A 22670-nucleotide genomic window follows, 5' to 3' on the forward strand; every position below is an offset into this window, starting at 1 on the left:
ATAATCTCCTCGCTTTCCTTATCCCTTTAGACCTGTTAACGTAATTCCTTCTAGGAAATAACGCTGTCCAATCAAAAACACGATAACACAAGGCAGTACAACCGCCGCTGAAGCCGCCATAAGCAAATCCCATTGCGCGGTATAAGAGCCTTGGAACATCTGCAATCCTAATGCCAACGTAAAGAGCTTATCGCTCTTTAGATAAATAAGCGGTCCCATGAAATCATTCCATGATCCTAAGAAGCTAAACAGCGCAACGACAATAATTGCTGAACGGCTTAATGGGAATATAATTTTGATATAGATTTGAAAATAGTTCGCTCCATCTACGAATGCCGCTTCATCAAAATCTCGCGGAATCGTTAAGTAAAACTGTCTTAGCAGAAATATATTAAAGATCCCCCCGCCAAAATAAGCAGGAACGATTAATGGATAATACGTATCGTAGAAGCCAAGCATTTGCCAGCCAAGAAAGCTTGGAATAATCGTAACCGCTGCCGGCAGCATCATGCTGGTCATAAGAATGGCGAACAGCGTATCTCTGCCCTTCCATGAGATCCGTGAAAAACCAAATGCCGCTACGCTGCTCGTCACCACCGTTCCAATAAGAACGCTAACAACAATAATGATCGTGTTTGTAAAAAAAGTATCGAACGGCAGCACCGTGAGCGCTCTGCGGAAATTATCCCATTGAAACGGCGCTGGTATCCATTCCGGCGGCATCGTAAAAATCTGTGATAAATTCATGAGCGAGCTGCGGATTAACCAAATGAACGGGATGATAAACATGGCTGAGATCAAGATTAGAGCTCCGTAGCCTGCACTAAGCATAAGCCTCGATTGTTTCAAGAGCGCTCACCTCCTTCGTAATGCACCCAAGACTTAGAGGTTTTGAATACGATAAACGTAAAGAACATAATAATGATAAACAAAATCCAAGCAAGCGCTGATGCATACCCCATCTCAGTATCTCTAAACCCCGTTCTCCAGAGGTAAAATACATAAAACAAGCTTTTGTTATTCGGTCCGCCTTCCGTTAAGATATAGGCTTCATTAAACACCTGGAAGGAGCCGATAATCGTCATAATCGTATTGAAGAATATCGTCGGCGTGACCATCGGTATCGTAATATGGCGCAGCTTGTTGTACCAGCCACCTCCATCCACATCGATAGCTTCATAATACTGCTTGGGAATACCAGAGAGTCCCGCTAGAAAAATAATGACCGTGCTTCCGATTCCCCATAGCGTAGTCAGCACAACCGATGGAATAACACTGCCTTCCGAGTACAACCAATTGCTTGTCGGCAAATGCAGCCAATTGAGCACGGAATTAATTAGTCCTAGATCAGGATTCATCAGCCACATCCAGATCATCGCGGATGCAACGGCTGGCACAATGCTCGGAAGATAGATAATCGTCCGGAACATCGCTCTACCTTTGACATTCATGTTCAGCAGTAATGCAATAAAGAAGGAAAGAATGATGACTGCAGGAACCCGCAGAATAACAAAATAGAACGTAACACCTAACGATTTATAGAACAGATCATCTTCACCTGAGAACATCTTTACATAGTTATCAAAACCGATAAAGGAAGTTTGATCCTTGAAGACGTTATAGTCCGTTAAGCTAAGCACCAGGCTTGCAATCATTGGTCCTAATGTGAAAATGATAAAACCGAGTATAGCCGGAGCCGTAAACAATAGCCCGTAAAATAGTCCCTTGCGCATACCTGCCTCCGATCCCGAAGCTCTCTAGTTATAGAAGACGACGGTCTATAAGCCGATCGTCGTCTTCTGCATCGTAGAATTCGAAATGACGTGATTACTCTATATCTCTTCGTCCTTGCACTTGTTCTTGTGCTTTGGCAGCAATAGAATCCATCGCTTCCTGCGCGGTTTGTTGACCGAGCCATACTTTATCCAAAGCAGGGTTCACGATATCCATGATTTTAGTAAAGTTTTTCACATATCCTGTCGGTGTCTGATGACTCTTAGTCAAAATAACATCCACGATAGCGTCTTTATAACCGGAAGGCCTTGAATCTAGATTCTCTGTCCATTTGGCGAGCAAGGCTGGCTCTGTGTACCAATCTTTATATGATGGCATCCATGTTCCGGCTGTTATCATATCAATAGAGGCTTCCGGATCAAGAAGCGCTTTCAACAGCTCCCATGCTTCTTGTGGATGCTCCGTTGATTTAAATATCGAGAACATTCCACATACAACCGTAGTCACTGGCTCTTTCAGAACTGGCATTACTCCTACGTTAAAGTTAAACTTCGACTGCGCGAGTCCCGTGCTGGCCCATTGGCCATCAATGGCCATCGCTACCTTTTTCGTCTGAAGGGCAACATTTGTTGATGGGATGTTTTTGGCTTGCACCGGTGAAGGCGCGACATGGTGCACATTCATCAAATCCGACATTTTCTGTATAGCCTCGACTGCTTCCGGCTGGTTAAGCGCAAAGCTCTTACCATCCGCTGAGACGAAGTCACCGCCATTGGAATAAACAAAGTTGCTGTAGACGCCCCACCATGTCGAGATGTTAATCCCATACTGCTTAATATTTTTCGCATCAAATCCTGCTTCGTTCGCCGATTTGCCTTTTGTGTCGATCGTCAGCTTCTTCGCGACTTCAACAAACTCATCCCATGTCCAGGCTTCCGATACTTTACTAGGCGGAGGTGCAATGCCCGCTTCCTTAAAGATGTCCTCGTTATAAAATAGACCAAATGATTCTGGGCCTGGAGCAATACCGATGACATTACCCGGCTCAAGCGAATACATAATGTTTGGAACTAGGCTGTCTACACTGATCTCGGAGTCATTGTCCAGAAATTGTTGAAGGTTATAAAACTTCCCCTGCTCTGCCAACGGAAAGGCAATGGTGCCTGACTCCATCATGGCGATATCCGGTACATCATTACCCGCTACCATTGTGGTCAGCTTCGTATCATAATCAGCAGCAATATGTTGAAGATCAACTTTAATATTCGTATATTTCGCTTCAAACCTTTGAATCGCTACCTTGTATGCAGCCACTTCCTCCGGCGCACCCCACACGGTCATCCGAAGAGTAATGGGCTTCTTCGCTGGTGTTTCACTGGATGTAGAGTTTGGGCTATTATTGTTATCTGTGGTGGATTTTGAGCATGCAGATAAAACAGTAGCAAACATTAACAGTAGAGCCATTAGAACGATTATCGATTTTCTTTGTTGTTTCATATTCGAAAACCCCTCTCGATTTCAAGCGTTATTAGTTCATAGCTGCAGTCTATGATGCTTTTATTATAAGTTCTAGGGTAGCGCTTACATAACCCGAAAAGCTTTGGATAGGTGGACTAATATTCGCTTTTCAGCGGCAGCCTAATGACTACTCTCGTTCCGGTTCCCGGAAAGGAGCTGATTGAAATACCGTATTCCTCACCATACGTCAATTGAATCCGAGCGATGGTGTTCTTGATTCCGATCGATGAGGATTCCTTATACAAAATCGCATGTATAGCATCCTTGCTCATTCCCCGTCCGTTATCAGCAATCTCATAATAGCGTGTTTCGCTTTCGATCCAGCCGCTGATTTGAATAAGGCCGCCCGTTTCCGTCTGATCAAAGCCGTGTAAAATCGCATTCTCAACAAAGGGCTGGAATAATAGCCTTGGCACCTTGTACTCATAAAGTGTCGAATCAATATCGTATTTCACGATAAATTTATCTTCAAAGCGAACAGACATAATATAGAAATAATTGTTCATCCACTTCGTCTCCTCAGATAAATGAACGGCTCCCCAATCCTTCCTTGACGTATAATGGAGCATATTGGATAAACAAACAAGCATCTTGCTTAGTTCCTTCTGGTCGTTCTCAATGGCCGTCCAATTCATAATATTTAACGTGTTATATAGGAAGTGAGGATTCATCTGCATGCTTAGTGCTTGAATTTCAGCCTCTTGCTCCTTTAATTTAATCTCATAATTTTCTGTAACTAGAAGCCGTATCCGTTCATTCATCCGATTAAAGCGCTGCAGTAAAATACCGAACTCGTCATTGGTGCCAACAACAATTTGCGTTTGAAAATCCCCTACGCCTACTGACCTCATCGCACCAAGCAGCTTCTTAATCGGGTTCGTAATTCTATCTGCCATAAAATAAGCGAAAATAAGTGCCACAATTCCCATAATAACTGCCAAGAGAGTAATCGAGGTACGGATTACGGGCACCAGATTGCTCACAAGCGTAGATTCCGGCGTCCATACGATTGACATCCATCCCGTCACTTCCGAGCGATCGAAGTAGACGATCATGGCCTGCCCATCCAATGTCAATCTTCGTGTACCGCTGCTCTCCATTTGGAGCTGTTCTAGCCATGGCTCTCTGTAGGTTTGCGTAACTCTTTCCGGCTCGCTGCTTGCAGCAACTTTATGGTCTGCATCCAGAACCAAATAACGCGAGCCCTCAGGAATACTTTCCTCATATAAGGACTCCAATGCTTCTAATTTAAAGCTGATCGTCAGAACTGGCCGTTCAATATCAGCTTCCAGCTTCTCCAGTGTCGTATTGTTGACATGAGAGAAATCAAGAACACGCGTTGCAGAGAACAAATAACGAAAGTCTATCTTCCCTTCCTTCAAATAAGGCTGATCAAACATTTCAACGAAATCGTAAGTGGGATACCATACCATTTTGCCTCCAGCCTGCTGTGCTTTACGATAAACATCCGACTGCGTTGGATCGCCTTGCGGAAGCATCTGCCCAAAGGTGAAATAGGACGTCCAGAGCTGGTACGAATACGTATCCTTATTTTGAGAAAAATATTTACTTAAAATGGCCGACACCTGACGATCGGCTGCAAATATGTCCGCTTCGTTTAACGGGTCCAGGTTGTTGAATATTCGAAATAAATCCTTGTCTACGAATAAAGCTAGACTGTTCAGGTCAACGATCCCGAGCTTTGTATCCAAAATCTCATTATTTTTTTTGACAATCTCATACACGTTTTTCTGTGCCTGCTCCGTCACAACCTGTAGACTGGTGCGATAAAAAAGAAGCCCTAAAACGATGAGAGGAATGGCAATTAAAAAGATATAGCTCGCTAAAATTCGAGAGCGGAATGTCATCTTCATTCCTCATGCTTCCTTTCTGGAAGTAAAGTGTGTTTATAGGATTCAGGCGATACTCCATTTTGCTTCTTAAAAACTCTGCAAAAATATTTCGTGTCCTGATACCCGCACTCCTCGGAAATTTCATAAATTCGAAGTCTGTTCTCTGCAAGCAGCTCCTTCGCGCGTTTCATCCTTGCTGCCGTCACATGCTCGGAAAACGTCCTCCCTGTCCTGCTTTTAATTAAGGTGCTGAAATAGGACGGATTAAAGAAAAAATGCTCTGCTGCTCGTTCAAGCGTCACATCTTCTTTCGCATTTTCTTGTATCCAGCTGAGGCAATTCGCAACGATGATTTCTTTTTTGTTCTGCTGCGCTTGCATTAAAGCATCTTGCAGCTCCAAAAGCCTATCCTCTAGAAAAACCATTAGTTCGTTATAAGTTCCACAATCTTGAATAAGAGCCGTAGCTGTATTCGTGAGAAGGTTTCCAACCTTGCGATCAACGATAGGACGAATTCGGCTTATGAGCTTCATCAATAGAAGAGATGTGTTTTCCTTAAGTACCGCTGGGTTCGCATGACCGCCGTCTGAAAGCTGCTTGAAGGCTGCCCTGCACATATCTATCGCACCATTTACAGCATTTCCGATCAGAGCTTCAAATAGCTTTTCCAAGTCGAGATTTATAGCATTTGAAGAAGGAAGCAGCTCATCATGAAACAGCACTCCCTTCCAGCTCTCATAGAAGCTATAGCGGTTTGCCGTTTGGGACGCCCGATAAGCTTTCGGCGCTTCCTTCAATAGAGATGTACAATTTGGTCCTATCCCGTGGGTAAGCTGCCCAATATCTGTCCAGTTCATCGCTAGTGCTGCTGCTACGCTGCGAATTTCTTTTTTTCTATCTAAAGTAAGAGGGGAGCTGCGGATAATCGTGACGGCTTGATACCCCTCCTCTTTCAGTGCATTCAATGGGATCGTCATTGCTGTCCCAATGGTTGCCCAGCTACGCTCCAGGTCTCGCAGGAACAATGTGAAATCATAATTTTCATCGCTGCTAAGATCAATGGTTAGCTTTGAGAAAATAACAATCCCCTCCCCCTGCAGCTCATCATACTTATTTAGCTCATCGTACTCCATCGTCGTTATGCTTCCATTTAGCCAAGCTAACAGCAGCCGATTTCGATAAGCCGAGGAGGCGCTCTCCATCTGATGCTTCAGCTCCGCTGCCTTTTCGTGCTGCATCGATTCTTTCCCCAGCTGAAGCTCAATTCGACTGAGTACCTCCTCGATTTTCTCTACTTCCACAGGCTTTAACAAATAATCATAAGCACCGTGGCGAACCGCCTTCTGTGCATACTCAAACAGATCGTAGGCTGACACCATGACAACCTTCGTATGAATGTTTTCTTCCTTCAGCTTCTGCAAGAAGGTTAGTCCGTCCATGTTAGGCATCCGGATATCCGACAATACGACTTCCGGCAGCTCTGATCGGACAAGCTCCAATGCAGAAGCACCATCTTTAGCGGCAATGACCTCGGCACTCGGCCGTAATTGGCGTAATAAATTCAACATTCCTCTAAGATGTCTCGGTTCATCATCTACTACCAATATTCTCACACCGCTCAGCTCCTAGATCAAATTTACGTAGTGGTCGCTGCGCGAGTAGATCATTCTGAAGGGTCGCTCAGGCGAACACTTCGTTTCTCCAGAACGATCTTCTCGCTTCGCTAAATCTGCATGTGATAAGTTCAACTTATAGATTAGACTCCAATGCGCAGCTATCCTTGTATCCTTGCAGCATCCTTAGCTGCGTACGACCCAAAATTCGTTATATCATGCACTAAAGTTTCCGCTAAAATAAGGAGAAGCGCTTACACTGCACTTATTACAATGAAAACCTCACATGAGAGCTGTTTCAAATGGCTACATTGTATTATTGCACTAGAATGAGCTCCAAACCAACGAATATCGCCCTAGAATAGGCATTCTATTGCACAAACTACAGTGTACGTATCGAGTCAGGCAAGTAACGTCGATTACATTGTACAAACTGCAGTGTAGCCTCTCCCTATAGCGCTGAACTCATCGAGCTAGCACGACCAATCTAAGAACCGGAGAACGAAAGCTAAAGTAACTGCTCAGCTCCTTGATCAAATTTACGTAGTGGTCGCTGCGCGAGTAGATCATTCTTACGATCGCGGTTGCAGCCAGATTCTTTGATTTTCTAAGACATTTAAAGGTAAGAATCTGGCTGCAAAGGCGAACACTTCGTTTCTCCAGAACGATCTTCTCGCTTCGCTATAACTTTATTTTTCAGTCCAACTTATATAGCTTTAGTTTATTCAAGGTGAAACGGCTGTCGCCGTCCTTATGGCGGTGGCGCGTTTCATTCCGGAGAAATATAGAGATAGTATGGTGAATTGATATACTTTCCTATATTTAAAAAAAGCGCCTTCATGTGGACAAGCGCTGAATTTTTGTTGACCTCATTATAAACACATTAGCCCTATATAGACAGATTAATAATATTAGATTGGTGGACTAATATTGGTATAATTATAAAGGACAAAATCACCCTTACAAGCGATTGGAAATCGCAGACGCGTCAGCTCACACTTCTAACGGAAACCAGAGACGCTAAATCGCCTTTATTGTTCGTTTCAAGATTGTAACGGAAACACAGGCCTCTATTTGTACCCTACATGCCGTATCTCGCTTCATTTCTGCGTAATAGCGTCTCCCTCTTCCGTTAGAATGTGATGCTAACCAAAAATGGAACTTTAGCGTCTCTGATTTCCGTTAGCTTTCGTTATCAACAGGTTCGGAGAATGCATACTTTTCTATACAATAACAAAAGAAGCGCCTCATTAGGCGCTTCTTCGATTACTCTATTATTTTGCCGCTAAAAATGCGTCAATTTGGCTTTGTACCTCTGCTATAATTTTTTCGATTCCAGCTGAGCCCAGCTGCTTCTGCAAATCTGCCAGCCCTTTATCAACATCCTTGATAGCTCCGTATTCGAGTGGGATAGCGTAACGCAGCATCACATTGCTCACATTCGCTACCTCGGTCTTCACCTTACTGTTATCAAACACGAAGGTTTCAAGCGGATAGTGATAAACCGTTTCCTGCCACGATTTTTCCATAGCGGAAGCCTCTTCTGGGAAAGCGACATCGTCACGATTCAAATCAGAGTTGAAGCTCCAATTAGAGAAGCCCGTATAATTGGCGCTCTTGTCTGTGGATTGATACTTATTATCCCCAACAGCTGTGTAGTGAACCCCATCAATACCATACATCATGAGATTATGCAGCTCTGCATCATTTTGCATGAGATCAATGAACATCAAAGCGCGCTCAGCATTTTTGGAGGTTGCATGAATCGACGTACCATTCTGTGTAGCAACTGCCTGTGACTTTTTCTTATCAGGAGTAATGTCAGCCAAAGCCGCTTTGAATGGGGAATTTTCTCTTTCCATCGCAGCCTTTAATGCTCCCAGTGTCCCCATATTATGAGTAATAGATGCTGTCTTTCCTTCTTTGAAGTCCTGTTGATGATCGTTCTTATTGTTCAGTACGTTCTTGGACCAGGAATTATTGTCTGCAAGATCCTTGTAGTAGCTCAATAGTCCTTTAAATTCCTCTGTTTCATAAACGTTGAAAATTTGTCCCTTCTCATCCGTCAGCTTAAAGCCAATGGGAAGATCGAAGTCAAGCATATTCCATTCGAACTGCTGCTTCAATAATACACGGTCTAAATTATGAAGCTTCCAGTCCCCCGTTTCCGGAGTAAATGGAATGACTCCCTGCTCCTTTTCCGCAATCGTCTTCAAATAGTTTGCGTAAGCTTCAGGACTGTCGAGTGCAGGAAGATTGTATTTTTCGCGTAAATCCTCACGGTACAAAATAAGCTTTTCTACGGATTCCCCTCTATTTTGAGGTACCATATACAGTTTTCCATTTACTTTAGATTGATCCCAGCTAGACTCAGGCATTAGCTCCCAAGTTTTCGGCATATACGTCGATAGCAGCTCTTCTGTTAAATCTAGGAAACCACCTTTTAAAGCTTGGTCGTTATAGCCAGCCCAGTTAGCAGAGTAAATCAGGTCAAAATCTTCATTCGCCGCTAATTTAAGTGGATATTTTTGTGCCCAATCCGACCAGTCTAGAAATTCGCCTTCGATAGTTGCATTGATTTTTTCCTTCAGCTTCTTGTTGATTTCAGCAAAGACAGTGTCGTAGTCTACTGGCTTTGGCCCTACAAAAATCATTTTAAGCTTAACTTCTTTGGATGTATCGATTCCAGGCTCTACAGCATCCTTTTCTGGAGCAGACGCTTGTGGCTCTTTAGTAGGCTGCGGTGACTCGGCTGCCTTATTCGTATTGCCTGAGCATGCAGATAGAAGCATTACAAATGTTAATACAAGTGCGAGCAAAATGGATTTTTTCTTTGACATGCTGAATTTCCCCCTAGACTTATATTGATAAACCAGGCTTCCCTGGAATCATCCTTTTACAGCGCCAATCGTTAAGCCTTGAACAAAATATTTTTGAACAAATGGATAAGCAATGAGAATAGGGCCGCTCGCTACAATGGTCATCGCCATCTTAAGCCCCTCTGTCGGAATGATGGTCGTAACTACTGCGCCTGAGCCCATCATCGCCTTCCGCATACCATCCATATTGCCTAACATTTTGTACAAATAATATTGAAGCGGCATTAAATTCTGATCGGATATAAACAAGAGCGCGTTATACCAATCATTCCAGTAGCCAAGGGCAAGAAAAAGACCGATGGTAGCCAAGGCTGGTTTAGACAAGGGAAGAATAAGACGAATAAAGATTAGAAAATCGCCTGCGCCATCTATTTTTGCTGATTCAGTAATCGCTTCCGGTATGGCGCTCATAAAGGACTTCATGACAATAATGTAAAAAACGTTAAGCAGCAAAGGTAGAATTAATGCCAGCGGCGTATCCTTTAAGTGGAGGTAATTGACCATAAGCAGGTACCAAGGAACCAACCCTCCGTTAAACAACGTAGTGAAGAAGAAAAAGAAGGAAAAATGATTGCGCCATTTGAAATCCCTTCTAGAAATGCAGTAAGCAGTCATTGCGGTGAGAAGCAAGCCTAATGCAGTGCCAACTGCCGTAACCAATATCGTGACCGTATAAGCTTTGAGCATTTGATCAGGATACTTGAATAAAATTTGATATGCCTCCAACGAAAATTCTGAAGGGAAAAATTGAAATCCTTTCACAACAATACTGCTTTCCTCGGTTAAAGACGACGATAGTATAAGAATAAAAGGAATGATGCATAGGCATGCAAGAATCGCAAGAATGGTATAGCCAATTACAGCGAATAGCTGGCGATCCGTTTGTTTTATACCCGAGCTCTTGCTCATTTTTTTATTTAAGCCTAAGTCAGATGTATTCATAGCTTGACCCCCATTTAGAATAGCGCACGATCCTTGTCGTATTTGCGAACGGCATAGTTCACTACCATTATTGTTGTGAATCCTAAAATAGATTGATAAACCCCTGCTGCTGCCGACATTCCAATTTCATTCGTAGTAATCAGAGATCTGAATACGAAGGTATCAATAACATCCGTCGTAGAGAACAACACCCCGTTATTGCCGATTAAGTTGTAGAACATTCCGAAGTCACCTCGAAAAATATTGCCGACTGCAAGCAAGGTGAGAATAATAATGGTAGGATACAGGTTCGGAATCGTCACGCGCAGCATGCGCTGGAAAATATTCGCCCCATCGATTTCGGCCGCTTCATACATTTCTGTATCAATGCTCGTAATCGCCGCTAAATACATGACCGTTCCGTATCCGAGCATCTTCCACGCCGACACAAATACTAATATATAGGGCCAATAGGCAGGTGTGTTGTAAATATCAACTGGCTCCATCCCCAGACCCTTAAGCAGAGCATTCACCGTTCCAATGTCGGTATTTAATAGGTTGTAGGCGATAGCTCCAACGACTACCCAGGATATAAAGTATGGCAGGAACATGATCGTTTGAGTGATCTTGCGGAACCACTTGCCGCCAACCTCAAACAAAAAAATCGCTGTAAACATTTGGAGTAAATTATTCACAATGATAAATGCGATATTGTATAGTGCTGTATTTCTTGTCACTCGCCAAGCATCCCCTGATTCAAAGAAAAAGCGAATGTTAGCCAAACCGTTCCATGGACTGCCGAACACACCGCCCGCATAATCATAATGTTTAAAAGCAAGAATAATTCCCACCATCGGTACGTAAGCAAAAAGGAGAAAAAATATTACTCCTGGTGCCAGCATCAACAAAATGATTCTATATCTGACAAGATCATTCCAAAATTGATGTAGATTCATCTCTACGCTCCTCTCTACCCTCTGTACGTCTTATTATAAAAGGCAGCAAGGATCAAAAAAATTGTGAGAAACAACTAAAACCAATACTAAATCAACGATTTCATGAAAAACGGCAAATAAATAGCTCATAGTCCAACTGCGACTTGAGCTATACCTAAACATTATTAAACTTTATTCTTTTTGCGATACTCTCCCGGTGACATTCCGATCAGCTGCTTAAACTGTCTATTGAAATAAATCATGTTTTTATATCCCGCCTGCTCAGCAATTTCATAAATCTTCTTCGTAGGGTCAGCCAGTCGCTCACATACCCGCTCCATGCGCAATTTATTTACATAGTCGCTGAATAAAATATTCGTCTCCGATTTAAACAGTTGTCCTAGATAATTAGGCGTAAAGTCAAAGTGGGCGGCAACCTCATTAAGTGTAATTTTCTGATCCAATCTTTCCTCTACATACGTTGTCATTCGATCGATCAGCTTTCGTTTTTGTCTTTGTTTTTTTAAATAGAGCAGCTCGGATAATTCAAAAAACCTTCTTCTGATCCAGGAGAGAATATCATGCACCGTTTCAAATTCGAACAAAATAAACGGCTGATGGGTCTCCCACTTTAAAATTTCATATAAATGCTCGTTCATTTGCTGCAGATCTGCGTGGAGCTTAGAGGTAATCCGAATAATAAGCTCGTAAATATCATTTTTCTGAGTTAATGGTTTATCGCCGCTAAACAGCTTAATCAAACAATCATCAATCGTCATCAGATCATATTCAAGCATCGCTTGAAGCATCGTATTGACAACCTCTTCGAAATTCGGTGCCATTGCAGCCTGTGGACACCATTCTGAAGCTCCTTGAATTAACCGATTTTTGCCCATAATCCATTTAATGCTCAGCGCAGCCTGTGCCTGCCGATAGCAATCATGCAGCTTGTTTACTTCGCTAGTGTACATGCCTGTTCCGATGGTAATGGTGTGTGAAAAGGTCTGATTGAAGCTCTGCACCAGCTCTTCCAGCAAGGCTGTAAAATATTCCTCTTGAATCGTCGCCAGCAAAACATAGCGGTAGTCATAGCTTGTCATGATGCTGCCCAAATTGTTATTCAGAACAAAATCCCGGAAATATTGAGTGATGCTGTTCATAAACAAGCGGCGCTCATCCTCCGTCTTGTCTTTAAACTTCCAAGCGAGATTATCGATCTCTATAATGGCCACAGTAGATCCCCGCTGCAATAGCGGTGTGATAAAGCTATGAATATGTGCCTCGACCTGTCCCGGCGTGACGTCATTTAACCACCGCAGCAGCAGCTCCTGATTCACTAGAGTTAAGGTTTCAGATAGAGCCATAACCTCTTTTCGTTCTTCTTCAATCTTGTTGCAAATCTCAATCAGCATATCGTTAAGCTCGCTGTCATCTACCGGCTTAAGCAAGTAACCGCTTGCATTAAGCTGAATCGCTTCTTTGGCATAGCTAAAATCCTGATGGCCGCTAATAAAAATAATTTGCACATCCGGATTGATTTCCTTCGCTTTGCGCGCAAACTCCATTCCAGACATAATCGGCATTCGAATATCAGACAAAATAAGATCGATTCGCTTCTGCTCCATAATTTTCAGCGCCGAAAACCCGCTCATGGCTGTCCCAACGTCCTGTAGATTCAAATGCTCGTTGCCGACTACACGACGTCTTAACCACTCTAAATCAACAGCCTCATCATCTACTAATAAAATGCTAATGTCCAAGCTCATATTCCTCACTCCTGACGAATCTCCTCATTATCAAGCGGAAGTAAAATTTGCACCGTCGTACCTGCTCCATAAATGCTGCCAATGCGAATGCCAAAATCGCTGCCGTATCTGAGCTTGATTCGCTCCTCTACATTTTTCAATCCGTAGCCGTCTGATTCCGTCGTATTAAACAGCATTTTTTTCAACGTTTCCGGTCTCATTCCAATGCCGTTATCAATAATTTTTAATTCAATTCGGTTGTCTAAACGCCTGCCGGTAATCCGAATGGCGATCGATTCTCCAAACCAGGCATGTTTAAATATATTTTCTACGAAGGGCTGAAGAATTAGCTTAATAACAGTTTCCTGCACAATATCAGGCTCAATGTCAAAATAAACCTTAAACGAATCCGCATACTTTACTCGTTGAATATCAAGGTAAGCTTCCACCTGCTCCAGCTCTTCTTCAAGCGAAATATAAGCATTCCCTCCATTTAACGTTAATCGATAAAATTTAGAGAGCGCTTTGACCATCCTCGTAACCTTGTCGACCTCCCCTAAATTAGCCAGGCTTCCGATGGTCGATAACGTATTGTACAGAAAATGCGGGCTAATTTGAGCTTGAAGCACATCGAGCTCCGCCTGCTTTTTCTGAAGCCCCTGTACATAAACATTTTTAATGAGATCTTGAATACTAATGGCCATCTTATTAAAGGAATCAGCAATATGAACAAATTCATCATTCCCGGTAAACCCAATTCTTTTGTGAAAATTACCTTCCTGGAAGGATTGGACTAAGGTCACAATACGCTTCATTTTTTTGCCTGATACACGAGCGACAATAAATCCAATGAATGCCATCACTAGAAAGCTAATTAAACAAACGGTCCCAATTGCCCTCTGCATTCTGCTGGCATCCTTATTCAAATAGGATTGCGGAACCAATGACTCGATCACGAAGCTTGTCCCCGCAATTTGTTCTCTTACACTCAGGTATGCGCTTTCGCTTGCTTGCTCATCAATCGTTCCTCGTTCATATAATACGGAATCTAAGGCTGTATCAATTAATCGAAGGCTCATGCCTTGCTCAATTGGAAAGGCATCAAAATTGCCTAATAATTCATCAAACCGAGCAGTAACACGCACATAGCCTATCGTAGAGGAAAGACCGCTTGACGATACTAGCTTTCGAAAATGCGAAATATTATTATGCTGTTGATCCGTATCAATTTGCAGCCAAAGATTATCCTGGTTGGCGCCTGCAATAGCTTTATACCACTCACTATTCTCTATGCTATGGTGCGAGAGCACATAGTAATCACGTCTATGAATCGGAGTCGCCATATTATCACCGGGAACCTCAAGCATGCTTTCATTCACCGTGTAGAGCACGAGTCTGATATTATTTCCATACAGCTGAAGCGGAGCTTTCATTTGCGGAATAATATCATCTTTCATTTTGAGCATAACTCCTAGCTCATCCCCTTCAAACTGAAGAGCATTTTGAAAGGTGAGACTGGTAAACAGTGTATTCGACATTCGCTGAATTTCATCCATCTGGTATTCAATATTGCTCTTCGCCTGCTTCATAGCCGTTCGAATATTCGTTTCGGCCATCTCCGTTCTAGACTGAATAAGCATCGTATAGGATATGTATCCAATTAACAAGTCTGTCAGCAATACTAGAATAAGATAAGGAATCATGACCTTATACGTGAATGGAATATAGAGCTTTTTAGGTATGAGTCTCTTCATTATCCCCCGCCTTTGATCAGCAATCTTATATGGTGAAAATCATCCATTAAGGTACGTTCAATTTTAATTAATGTAAAGTTAATTATACATAATGTACAATTAACCATTTATATCATCAAGTTAAATATACAAAAATCAAGCCAAACAATGCCTAGTAGAGCAGTGTATCAACGGTAAAAGGCCTCCCTGCAAAGGGAGGCCTTCTACGAACCGTATGTTAAAGAACCATGCCACCGGAAGCTTCTATTCTCTGGGCGTTCAGCCAGCTCATCTCCGTTGTACATAAAGAAGCGATGACGCCTCCGATATCTTGGGGCTCGCCGACCCTGCCCAATGCTGTTTTCGAACTTATGAATGCGTTCACTTCCGAGTTATCCCGTACCCTGCCGCCTGAGAAGTCCGTAGCGATCGCTCCGGGAGCGATCGTATTCACCCGGATGCCTCTATGGCCCCATTCCTTCGCCATATAGCGAGTCAGTACCTCAACGGCGCCCTTCATGGCCGCATAGGCGCCATTGCCTTCGAAAGAAAATCGGGTCAACCCCGAGGAAATGTTGACGATTCCGCCATTGTCGGCAATAAGCGGCAGCAGCTTCTGCGTCAGGAAGAATACACCCTTGAAGTTTACGTTCATCAGGCTGTCGAACTGTTCTTCCGTCGTGCTCGCAATGGGAGCGTTCACGCCGAAGCCAGCGTTGTTGACGAGATAATCGATCCTATCCCGACCCCACGTCGACTGAAGCACATCAGACAGCCGAGAGACAAAATGGTCAAAGGAAGCGACCCTTCCTGCGTCAAACTGAAGTGCAGCCGCCTTACGTCCACCGCGCTCGATCTCTTGAACGACCGTATCCGCATGGTCTTTCTCCTTATAGTAGGTGACGATGACATCGATTCCTTTTCGGGACAACGCTAATGCCGCATTTCGGCCAAGTCCCCGACTCCCGCCAGTTACTAAGGCTATTTTCGTTTGCTTTTCCACGGTGATCTCTCCATTCCTGTTACATAATAGGCTTGAACTGCCACAGTAAGTAGCCTATACTCAGGATATTACTTAGAGTTCTATCGAAGTCAAGGGAAATGCTCGCTTTTTTTCGAGTGGAGGGAATGAACATGTATACGATTAATCAAGTGGCCCAATTATTCGATATTTCCGCTCATACACTACGTTTCTACGACAAGGAAGGATTGCTGCCCTTTGTTTCTAGGAATAAATCCGGCAACCGCACGTTTTCGGACAGAGATCTGGAGATGATCAAACTTATTTGCTGCTTAAAAAATACAGGAATGCCGATTAAAGAAATAAAGCGGTACGTCGACATGTTCATGCATGGAATTGAGACCGCGGCTTCACGTAAGCAAATGATGAAGGATCACCGCAGGGAAGTGCTGCGGCAGATCGACGATTTAAAGAAAAACCTGAACCTCATCGACCTGAAAATTACCTACTACGAATCCGATGGCATTCATTCTACTTAAGCGTGCTTACTTAGAGTAATCTCTAAGTATTTGTTCGACTTCTTTTGGTAGTGCCCCGGCTACACACTCCATAAAAAATAATGACTACCGGGTGTTTCCCGGCAGCCATTATTTTTTCGATGAGAGATCCTTGTCTATGCTTCAGTTGCCTTTACGAATCATCAATATTAGACACGCCACATGTATGGAGTGTCTAATATTGATGGTAAGTGTGGCCGCAACTTGTAATAAGAATTTTGCTATTCGTGTGAGATCAATAAAGCAAGCTTGCACAATCCCATCTTGCTTCACAAAAGCAACACTATCTTTCGCCCACGCTGGTATATTGCTTGATTACGTATGGGGAAGTCATTGCAGAAAGCAATGCCCCGTAGTTGAGAGAGAATCTTACCTCGTCTCCTACTTTCAAATCTGTCCTTTTCAAATCAAGAATGGTATGATCGCTGCTAGAGCCAAGTATGTCAATGTCATCTTCCGGCTGCAATCCGGTTACGAGCACATCCTGAGAACCAACGCTAACAATACCACGTCTCATTGGTCCGCTATTCTGAAATCGGTGTTGATTTCCGAAAGCATCCTGACCTAGTTCCCCATAAGGCTCAGATGGCTTTATTTTCGCTTCAATTACTTCAGCGACGAATGTAAATGCATCCGTATATAACCCAGGAATGATCTTTCTTTCAATTGGCTCGCATCCCAAATATATCGATTCGCCTAATCTTACATTATTGATGTTGCCAATGCTTTCAGCAGCTATGAACCAATCGTAATTAGCCGAATTCCCCCCCGAAACAAAAGATAAGGGCAGTGAAAACTTATTTTCAATTTCGGTTGAAAGCAACGAAAGCTGCTGCATATTTTGCTCGCTCGGTTTGACACCTCCAAAACATGCAAAACTCGCTCCAATACCAACCATCTCAATTCCCGGTAGTCTCAATACTTCCCGAATGAATTCCTCAATATCATCCGGCATAATTCCTTCCCGCAAATCTCCCAATTCAACCATCAGAATGATTTTATGTAAGGTATCGTATTTTGTCGCAGCTACTGAAAGGGCTTTGATTACAGACAACTCTGTATTCATGCTAATTTCAGCGTATTTAATGACCATGTCTATTTCGCTTAAAGCCGGTGTTCTAAGCAAAACCAACTGTGCTCTTATATTTGCTTCGCGCAAGCTCTTCAAATTTTGTATCTTAGAATCAGCTAGCGTATGGATTCCATTGTTGACTAGAACTTCTGCGATCGCATTACTACCGCAAACAGCCTTGGTTACTCCCATGATTCCGATGCCTTTTGAATTGTATAATTCTTTCAGTACAGTTGCATTATGTGCAATTTTCGCAAGATCAATCTCAATTCTAGGCGTAACCAGTTCAATCATTCTACAGTTACCTGCTTCGCTTTCTTGCTCAATTGCGGATATCTTTCCACAATGCTTGCGATTAGCTTGTCGCAACCGTGCTTAAGGACGTCCGTCGCCGGAATTTTGAATTGTTGTTCATATTCGGCAACAGCCGTATCTATCTCATTATCCGACATATTCTCATGGTTAATGGTAATGGCGATGACCTGTGACTTCGAGAACATTTCAATCAGTTCGATTTCATCTTCCAGCTTAGGCATTTTCATAAAGTCGAAGTCGCCCAGGTTTTCCCGTTTGGGGGCATGCTGAACGATGATCGCCCCAGGACGCGCTCCCCTAATGATGCCGCAGGAACTAATATACGCCGGATGGCTCATCGCGCCTTGTCCTTCAATAATGATGATGTCAGGGCGCTCATTTTCGTAAGCTTTGACAACCTCTTTTTCAATTTCACCGATCATAAACTGAAACGGGATTGCGTCAATGGCAACACCGTATTTCGCCCCTTGTATGAGTCCCGTTTGCCCTGTTGCCACGAATGCAGCATTATATCCTTGATCAATTAGTGCCTTTACCAGTAGAACCGATGTTGTTCTTTTGCCAATCGCGCCATCCGTACCGAGTACTGCAACAACAGGCGTTGGAACATTGAATATTTTTCCTGAGAATATACCCATATCTGCTTTTTCAGGCGGTTTTCTGATATCAAGCATTTGAACATTATTTTCAGCAGCAGACTTAACAAATTCTTTATCATCAGTAAAAAATTGCTGCAAAGGATTAACAATATTCATTCCTTGTTCCATTGCTTCGAAAATGATAGCCCTTTCATCTTCTTTCAGAAAGGCATCCGCGGGGGCAATCCCATAAATAAAATGGTCGGGTACTTTGGTCAAGGATTTAATTGCATGAACGAGACTTGAAAACACTAGAATTCCGTTCTTTTGTCCTTCAATATATTCACCAGCATCGATACCAGCCTTTGTGCTGTCAACCACGCCGACAATCTGATATTTCTTTGAATTTCTAACTAGCCCGTTTGCTGTCTTTCCATCCATCGTACCAAAATTTCCTTCACAATAAATAATCGCTGTTTCTCTCATAACGAATTTCCTCCCAAAATCAATTCCTCTTAAATATTCGACCACTATTATAAGTAAGTGTTATTAACTTACCACAAACTGGAGAAAATAAATACTTTTGCATAATATACGATCCGCAATAATAATGGGAAAGCACACGTTATCTCCTTTTTTTATCGCTGGGAATCCAGCTTCGAATCATCTTCACATGATAAACAAAAACGGGACCGTAAGTTTCCAAATTTAACACTTATTCCTGGACTTCGTTAAAATGCTTTTTCAAAGATACGATACTGTTATGTTGAAAAACCTTTAGCAGCTTAACCCTGCTTCCTATCATGCCATTTTATTCCCAATCATAATCGCTTCTCCATATAGTCCTCTGGGACAAGGATACCTGACTGGACAAACTAAAAAGTTCGAGAATTTGGCAGAGGATGATTACAGGCGGTATTCAATCAAAAAGGTGTATTGTTCAAAAGTTTCCACGCCCTCAGCAACGACACTCATTTCCAGCGTTTTGGCTAAACTTATGATACTTTGGATGATGCTTTTATTTACTGAATCTGTTAATCTCTCCTGAACAAATGATTTATCGATTTTCAGTGTATCTACCTTTATTCGAATTCGGAGAAGGCGGATAACAAAGTCAACATCAACTTGCCCGTTGTCGAACTAAAATCTCGCTGCTCCCACTCCGACAGCATCCATTTCGGAACAACGGAAACGGGAATAATATTGGTACGAAATCTTCATCCAGATCAGAGTGGGAGGAAGGATGGTCGCAAGACGAGCTCAACGTGCATACCTGATATCTTTATTTATAAGAACAGATAAACACATTTTCCCGACAACAAAAACCTTCCTGAAAAAAGCTTCAGGAAGACCTCCGAATATGCTTATATGGAAGTTTACATCACACTGCAAACTTAAATATCCTGCATTCCTTTTACTGTAACTACAAATGACTTAGTGGCTATTTCCGATCCCGCTTCTATGGTTGCGGTGAGTGTTACAACTGTATCCTCAATGGGCCTGATTACCTCTCCCTCATTATTCAGCACTTCCTGTTTGTTGGATAACCAGGTTATCGCTGCATCATCCTGAATGACAGGCAGAATGATATTTTCCGTTACAGCACTTAGATCGCCTAAGCTAAGATTAACTTTCGCTATGGCTACCTTGTCAGAGTCTGTGGCAGAAGCTGGCACTACAATCGTGCTCTTATTCAGGGTGACTGCCGTCTGCGACAATAATCTGCCGTTCACGGATGCACCCGTCCCTATAGCAATCTCTTTCTGACCCAGAACGACTCCTTCAAAGTGGGCAGTTGTTCCAATAGCAACCGTATCCGCTATCTGCCAGAAGATGTTCTCTGGCTTTGCTCCACCGGACAGAATAATCCGTGTAGCGCTTGCCTGTGTGAATCCACCAGCTATTTGGAAAACCCAGACATCGTTTGCCCCACCATCGAGAGTAACATCCTTACCTGAATCTATTCGAACGCTCGTACCCCATTTATAGACACCGGGGGCAAGTGTCTGCCCACTAATATTGCCGCTAAGCAGCTCGGTATAGTTGGGAGCACGTCCTGCCGCATCCGTGTATGCCGTTTCCATGTCGGATATTGCCGTCGTCAGAACACTGGGCGTTGGCAACGCATAATCTGGCGCAAATACTTGTCCAACAACCTGCTCGGACGTTGAGAATGCAGCAGCACTTCCTAGAGTCAGGCCAAATCCGGTAATTGCCGTTGAGGATGCCGGACTGACTCCTATATTACCGGTGACTGTAGATTCTGGAACGGTAGAAACACCTGTTTTAGCCAGAATCGCAAAGTTCGCGGATACCCCTAGATTTACGGGTTCTGTTGAACCTTCGACTACCGTTAATATGCCTACAGGTGCCAGCGATACATCTGTGGGATCGTCGGAGTTTACCAAGAACAAATTGTATTCTCCTAGAGCCGTCGGTGCCACGATAACAGACGCTGTTCCGTCTCCAACAAGTTTTGTCTTATCGGCTGCTGTTGCAGTGAAATTAACTGTCCCTGCAGGAGCCAACCATGCTGTAATGCCCTCTGCGGGAGCATTAATCGTGACGTTTGCTCCAGCCGCTACGGTTGAGGCCGCAATAACCGTAACCACATAAGCTTGTGCTGTTCCGTTCTCTGCTGTGACCGTATAAGTCGCAGGGCTGATAAAGTTATTTAATGTTCCTGCAGAAGGAGAAATGCTTATGCCTGAGCTTGCGATACTCGGAAGCAATGCGGTTACATCCGTACCGAATGGAACCGACAGAGAGATTGTACTGGTTACTTCATTGATTGCTCCAACTACGACAGGGTGCAGCCCACCGAAGTTAAAGACCGTTATGGCTTTAGCATTACTCGGTATATTGGGGATCGGCGCCGGTGTTGGTGTCGATGTTGGTATTGGCGTTGAAACAGCAGCAATCCCGCCGACCGTAGCAATTACTCCAGCCGCTACCACTATATTAGTTGGTATTTGTTGTACACTGGCACCTGACTGGTTCAACTGGACATTTCGAATGGTCCCTTGTCCGGTTACAGAGCCTGCGCCATTCATAATCAGTGAATCCACGCTGGACCCAGCCGGAATATCCAATATGGCGTTGTTCGCATTTACATTAACCTTATCGAATTTCCCGGTCACGATGACCTTGGATCCATCAGGCAGCAATTCTGATAAAATGACATCTCCGAATCCTTTGCCCGTCAGATTCGTTTCTTCCAGTATGCTGCTGGATTGAAGAGTAATTTCCCCAAGAAAAGTCGTTCCTGAAGCGACTATTCGTACTGAGCCTGTTGGTTTGTTGACTGTAACCGTCCCAAGAACGGAATTCTCAACATGAATGCTGTTCTCTCCGCCGCCATTCACAGTCGTGTGTCCCATGACCGTAACATTCTTGAGGAAAACGTCCCCTTCTCCTATGGTTTCCGCCAATAGAAGGTTTCCGCTGATCGTCACATTCTGAAGGGTGACATCCTGAGCGGAAATAACCACATTCCCTTTAATGGCCAAAACTCCGGATATCGGCCCGTAGGTACCGGCTGCATCATAGGTAGTTGTTGTGGCCATCTCGGATTTGACTTTAAACGCTCTTTCGAGAACGACAATAGCTTCCGCCCGTGTAATCGCCTGTCCTGGTCGGAAAGTATTATCCGTGTATCCCACCATGATTCCGTGATCGATAACAGCACCTATGGAACTTTTGCTCCATTGGGGACTGTTGATCGTATCTGCATACAAGTCGGCTGATGAAGAATTTTCCAAATTCAATATACTGAAAACCATCGCCGCTGCCTCTTGTCTGCTGATTTCATTTTTGGGCCGGAATGTACCGTCTACATACCCGCTTATATATCCCGCAGCCTTCGCTATCGATATATCCTGATAAGCCCATGAAGACGAAGCCACATCCGTGAATGACAGAGTTCCGCGCTCGCTATATCCGAATGACCGGTTTACAAAAGCAGAAAATTCCTCACGGCTTACCTTGCCATTAGGTCTGAATGTACCGTCGCTATAACCCTTCACGAAGCCCTTGCTTATCCAGCTGTTAATGGAGCCTTCTGCCCAATTGCCTTTAATATCACTGGGGGCGGCTGCCGAAGCCAGTCCGAGGGATGAGAAAATTAAAGTTAAAGCGACAATCCATATCAATGCTCTTCTGCTACTTCTTCTACCCATTGTCAGCAACTCCTCGATGAATCTATAAGAGAGATAAAATAGAGAATGATTAAAAAGACCAAGAGCCTCGGATCTCGA

At 43.5% G+C, this 22670-nt stretch carries 15 protein-coding genes; 1 reads left to right on the forward strand and 14 read right to left on the reverse strand.

Annotated elements, in window-relative coordinates; translation table 11 throughout:
- Window positions 1-18: 18 nt before the first annotated feature.
- The 11 genes from MHI37_RS26000 to MHI37_RS26050 form a co-directional block, all read right to left on the reverse strand.
- Window positions 19-849, reverse strand: coding sequence for a carbohydrate ABC transporter permease (locus MHI37_RS26000; RefSeq protein ID WP_256710248.1), 831 nt, complete (start codon window positions 847-849; stop codon window positions 19-21).
- On the reverse strand, window positions 846-1733 hold the full coding sequence (locus MHI37_RS26005) for a sugar ABC transporter permease (RefSeq protein WP_076335933.1): 888 nt from the start codon (window positions 1731-1733) through the stop codon (window positions 846-848). Before MHI37_RS26005 ends, MHI37_RS26000 begins: the two co-directional genes overlap by 4 nt.
- 94 nt (window positions 1734-1827) lie before the next feature.
- Complete coding sequence (locus tag MHI37_RS26010; protein WP_076335932.1) at window positions 1828-3231, reverse strand: sugar ABC transporter substrate-binding protein; 1404 nt, start codon at window positions 3229-3231, stop codon at window positions 1828-1830.
- 116 nt (window positions 3232-3347) lie between these two features.
- Window positions 3348-5126, reverse strand: a complete 1779-nt coding sequence (locus MHI37_RS26015) for a sensor histidine kinase (RefSeq protein ID WP_256710244.1) — start codon at window positions 5124-5126, stop codon at window positions 3348-3350.
- Window positions 5123-6718, reverse strand: a complete 1596-nt coding sequence (locus MHI37_RS26020) for a response regulator (RefSeq protein ID WP_076335931.1) — start codon at window positions 6716-6718, stop codon at window positions 5123-5125. The genes MHI37_RS26015 and MHI37_RS26020 overlap by 4 nt, the downstream gene beginning before the upstream one ends.
- A gap of 1274 nt (window positions 6719-7992) precedes the next feature.
- On the reverse strand, window positions 7993-9558 hold the full coding sequence (locus tag MHI37_RS26025) for an ABC transporter substrate-binding protein (protein ID WP_076335930.1): 1566 nt from the start codon (window positions 9556-9558) through the stop codon (window positions 7993-7995).
- 48 nt (window positions 9559-9606) lie between these two features.
- A complete protein-coding gene (locus MHI37_RS26030) occupies window positions 9607-10506 on the reverse strand; it encodes a carbohydrate ABC transporter permease (protein WP_076335973.1) in 900 nt (299 codons plus the stop codon).
- Between the two features lie 47 nt (window positions 10507-10553).
- Window positions 10554-11474, reverse strand: a complete 921-nt coding sequence (locus MHI37_RS26035) for an ABC transporter permease subunit (RefSeq protein ID WP_076335929.1) — start codon at window positions 11472-11474, stop codon at window positions 10554-10556.
- Between the two features lie 164 nt (window positions 11475-11638).
- Window positions 11639-13219 carry a response regulator gene (locus tag MHI37_RS26040; protein WP_256710241.1) on the reverse strand — a complete coding sequence of 527 codons (1581 nt, stop codon included), beginning with the start codon at window positions 13217-13219 and terminating at the stop codon, window positions 11639-11641.
- Window positions 13220-13224: 5 nt separating this feature from the next.
- Entirely contained in the window at window positions 13225-14952 is a 1728-nt protein-coding gene (locus MHI37_RS26045) for a histidine kinase (RefSeq protein ID WP_076335928.1), read from the reverse strand.
- Window positions 14953-15169: 217 nt separating this feature from the next.
- Window positions 15170-15934 carry an SDR family oxidoreductase gene (locus MHI37_RS26050; protein ID WP_076335927.1) on the reverse strand — a complete coding sequence of 255 codons (765 nt, stop codon included), beginning with the start codon at window positions 15932-15934 and terminating at the stop codon, window positions 15170-15172.
- A gap of 131 nt (window positions 15935-16065) precedes the next feature.
- Between MHI37_RS26050 and MHI37_RS26055 the strand changes: the two genes are divergently transcribed.
- A complete protein-coding gene (locus tag MHI37_RS26055; RefSeq protein WP_076335926.1) occupies window positions 16066-16431 on the forward strand; it encodes a MerR family transcriptional regulator in 366 nt (121 codons plus the stop codon).
- A 301-nt stretch (window positions 16432-16732) separates the two neighbouring features.
- Here MHI37_RS26055 and MHI37_RS26060 read toward each other — a convergent pair whose 3' ends face one another.
- From MHI37_RS26060 to MHI37_RS26070, 3 genes are all read right to left on the reverse strand, one after another.
- Complete coding sequence (locus MHI37_RS26060; RefSeq protein WP_083676149.1) at window positions 16733-17815, reverse strand: alanine/ornithine racemase family PLP-dependent enzyme; 1083 nt, start codon at window positions 17813-17815, stop codon at window positions 16733-16735.
- Window positions 17812-18900, reverse strand: coding sequence for a DUF1611 domain-containing protein (locus MHI37_RS26065; RefSeq protein ID WP_076335925.1), 1089 nt, complete (start codon window positions 18898-18900; stop codon window positions 17812-17814). The genes MHI37_RS26060 and MHI37_RS26065 overlap by 4 nt, the downstream gene beginning before the upstream one ends.
- A gap of 908 nt (window positions 18901-19808) precedes the next feature.
- Entirely contained in the window at window positions 19809-22592 is a 2784-nt protein-coding gene (locus MHI37_RS26070; RefSeq protein WP_076335924.1) for an ice-binding family protein, read from the reverse strand.
- Window positions 22593-22670 lie beyond the last annotated feature (78 nt).

The sequence above is a fragment of the Paenibacillus sp. FSL H8-0548 genome, from assembly GCF_038630985.1.
Taxonomy (GTDB): Bacteria; Bacillota; Bacilli; order Paenibacillales; family Paenibacillaceae; genus Pristimantibacillus.

What these genes read in the sequence shown, in the direction of transcription:
- MHI37_RS26005 (WP_076335933.1), bottom strand. Translation starts at nt 1,733, where the DNA reads ATGCGCAAGGGACTATTTTACGGGCTATTGTTTACGGCTCCGGCTATA.
- MHI37_RS26010 (WP_076335932.1), bottom strand. Translation starts at nt 3,231, where the DNA reads ATGAAACAACAAAGAAAATCGATAATCGTTCTAATGGCTCTACTGTTA.
- MHI37_RS26015 (WP_256710244.1), bottom strand. Translation starts at nt 5,126, where the DNA reads ATGAAGATGACATTCCGCTCTCGAATTTTAGCGAGCTATATCTTTTTA.
- MHI37_RS26025 (WP_076335930.1), bottom strand. Translation starts at nt 9,558, where the DNA reads ATGTCAAAGAAAAAATCCATTTTGCTCGCACTTGTATTAACATTTGTA.
- MHI37_RS26030 (WP_076335973.1), bottom strand. Translation starts at nt 10,506, where the DNA reads ATGAGCAAGAGCTCGGGTATAAAACAAACGGATCGCCAGCTATTCGCT.
- MHI37_RS26035 (WP_076335929.1), bottom strand. Translation starts at nt 11,474, where the DNA reads ATGAATCTACATCAATTTTGGAATGATCTTGTCAGATATAGAATCATT.
- MHI37_RS26040 (WP_256710241.1), bottom strand. Translation starts at nt 13,219, where the DNA reads ATGAGCTTGGACATTAGCATTTTATTAGTAGATGATGAGGCTGTTGAT.
- MHI37_RS26045 (WP_076335928.1), bottom strand. Translation starts at nt 14,952, where the DNA reads ATGAAGAGACTCATACCTAAAAAGCTCTATATTCCATTCACGTATAAG.
- MHI37_RS26055 (WP_076335926.1), top strand. Translation starts at nt 16,066, where the DNA reads ATGTATACGATTAATCAAGTGGCCCAATTATTCGATATTTCCGCTCAT.
- MHI37_RS26060 (WP_083676149.1), bottom strand. Translation starts at nt 17,815, where the DNA reads ATGATTGAACTGGTTACGCCTAGAATTGAGATTGATCTTGCGAAAATT.
- MHI37_RS26065 (WP_076335925.1), bottom strand. Translation starts at nt 18,900, where the DNA reads ATGAGAGAAACAGCGATTATTTATTGTGAAGGAAATTTTGGTACGATG.
- MHI37_RS26070 (WP_076335924.1), bottom strand. Translation starts at nt 22,592, where the DNA reads ATGGGTAGAAGAAGTAGCAGAAGAGCATTGATATGGATTGTCGCTTTA.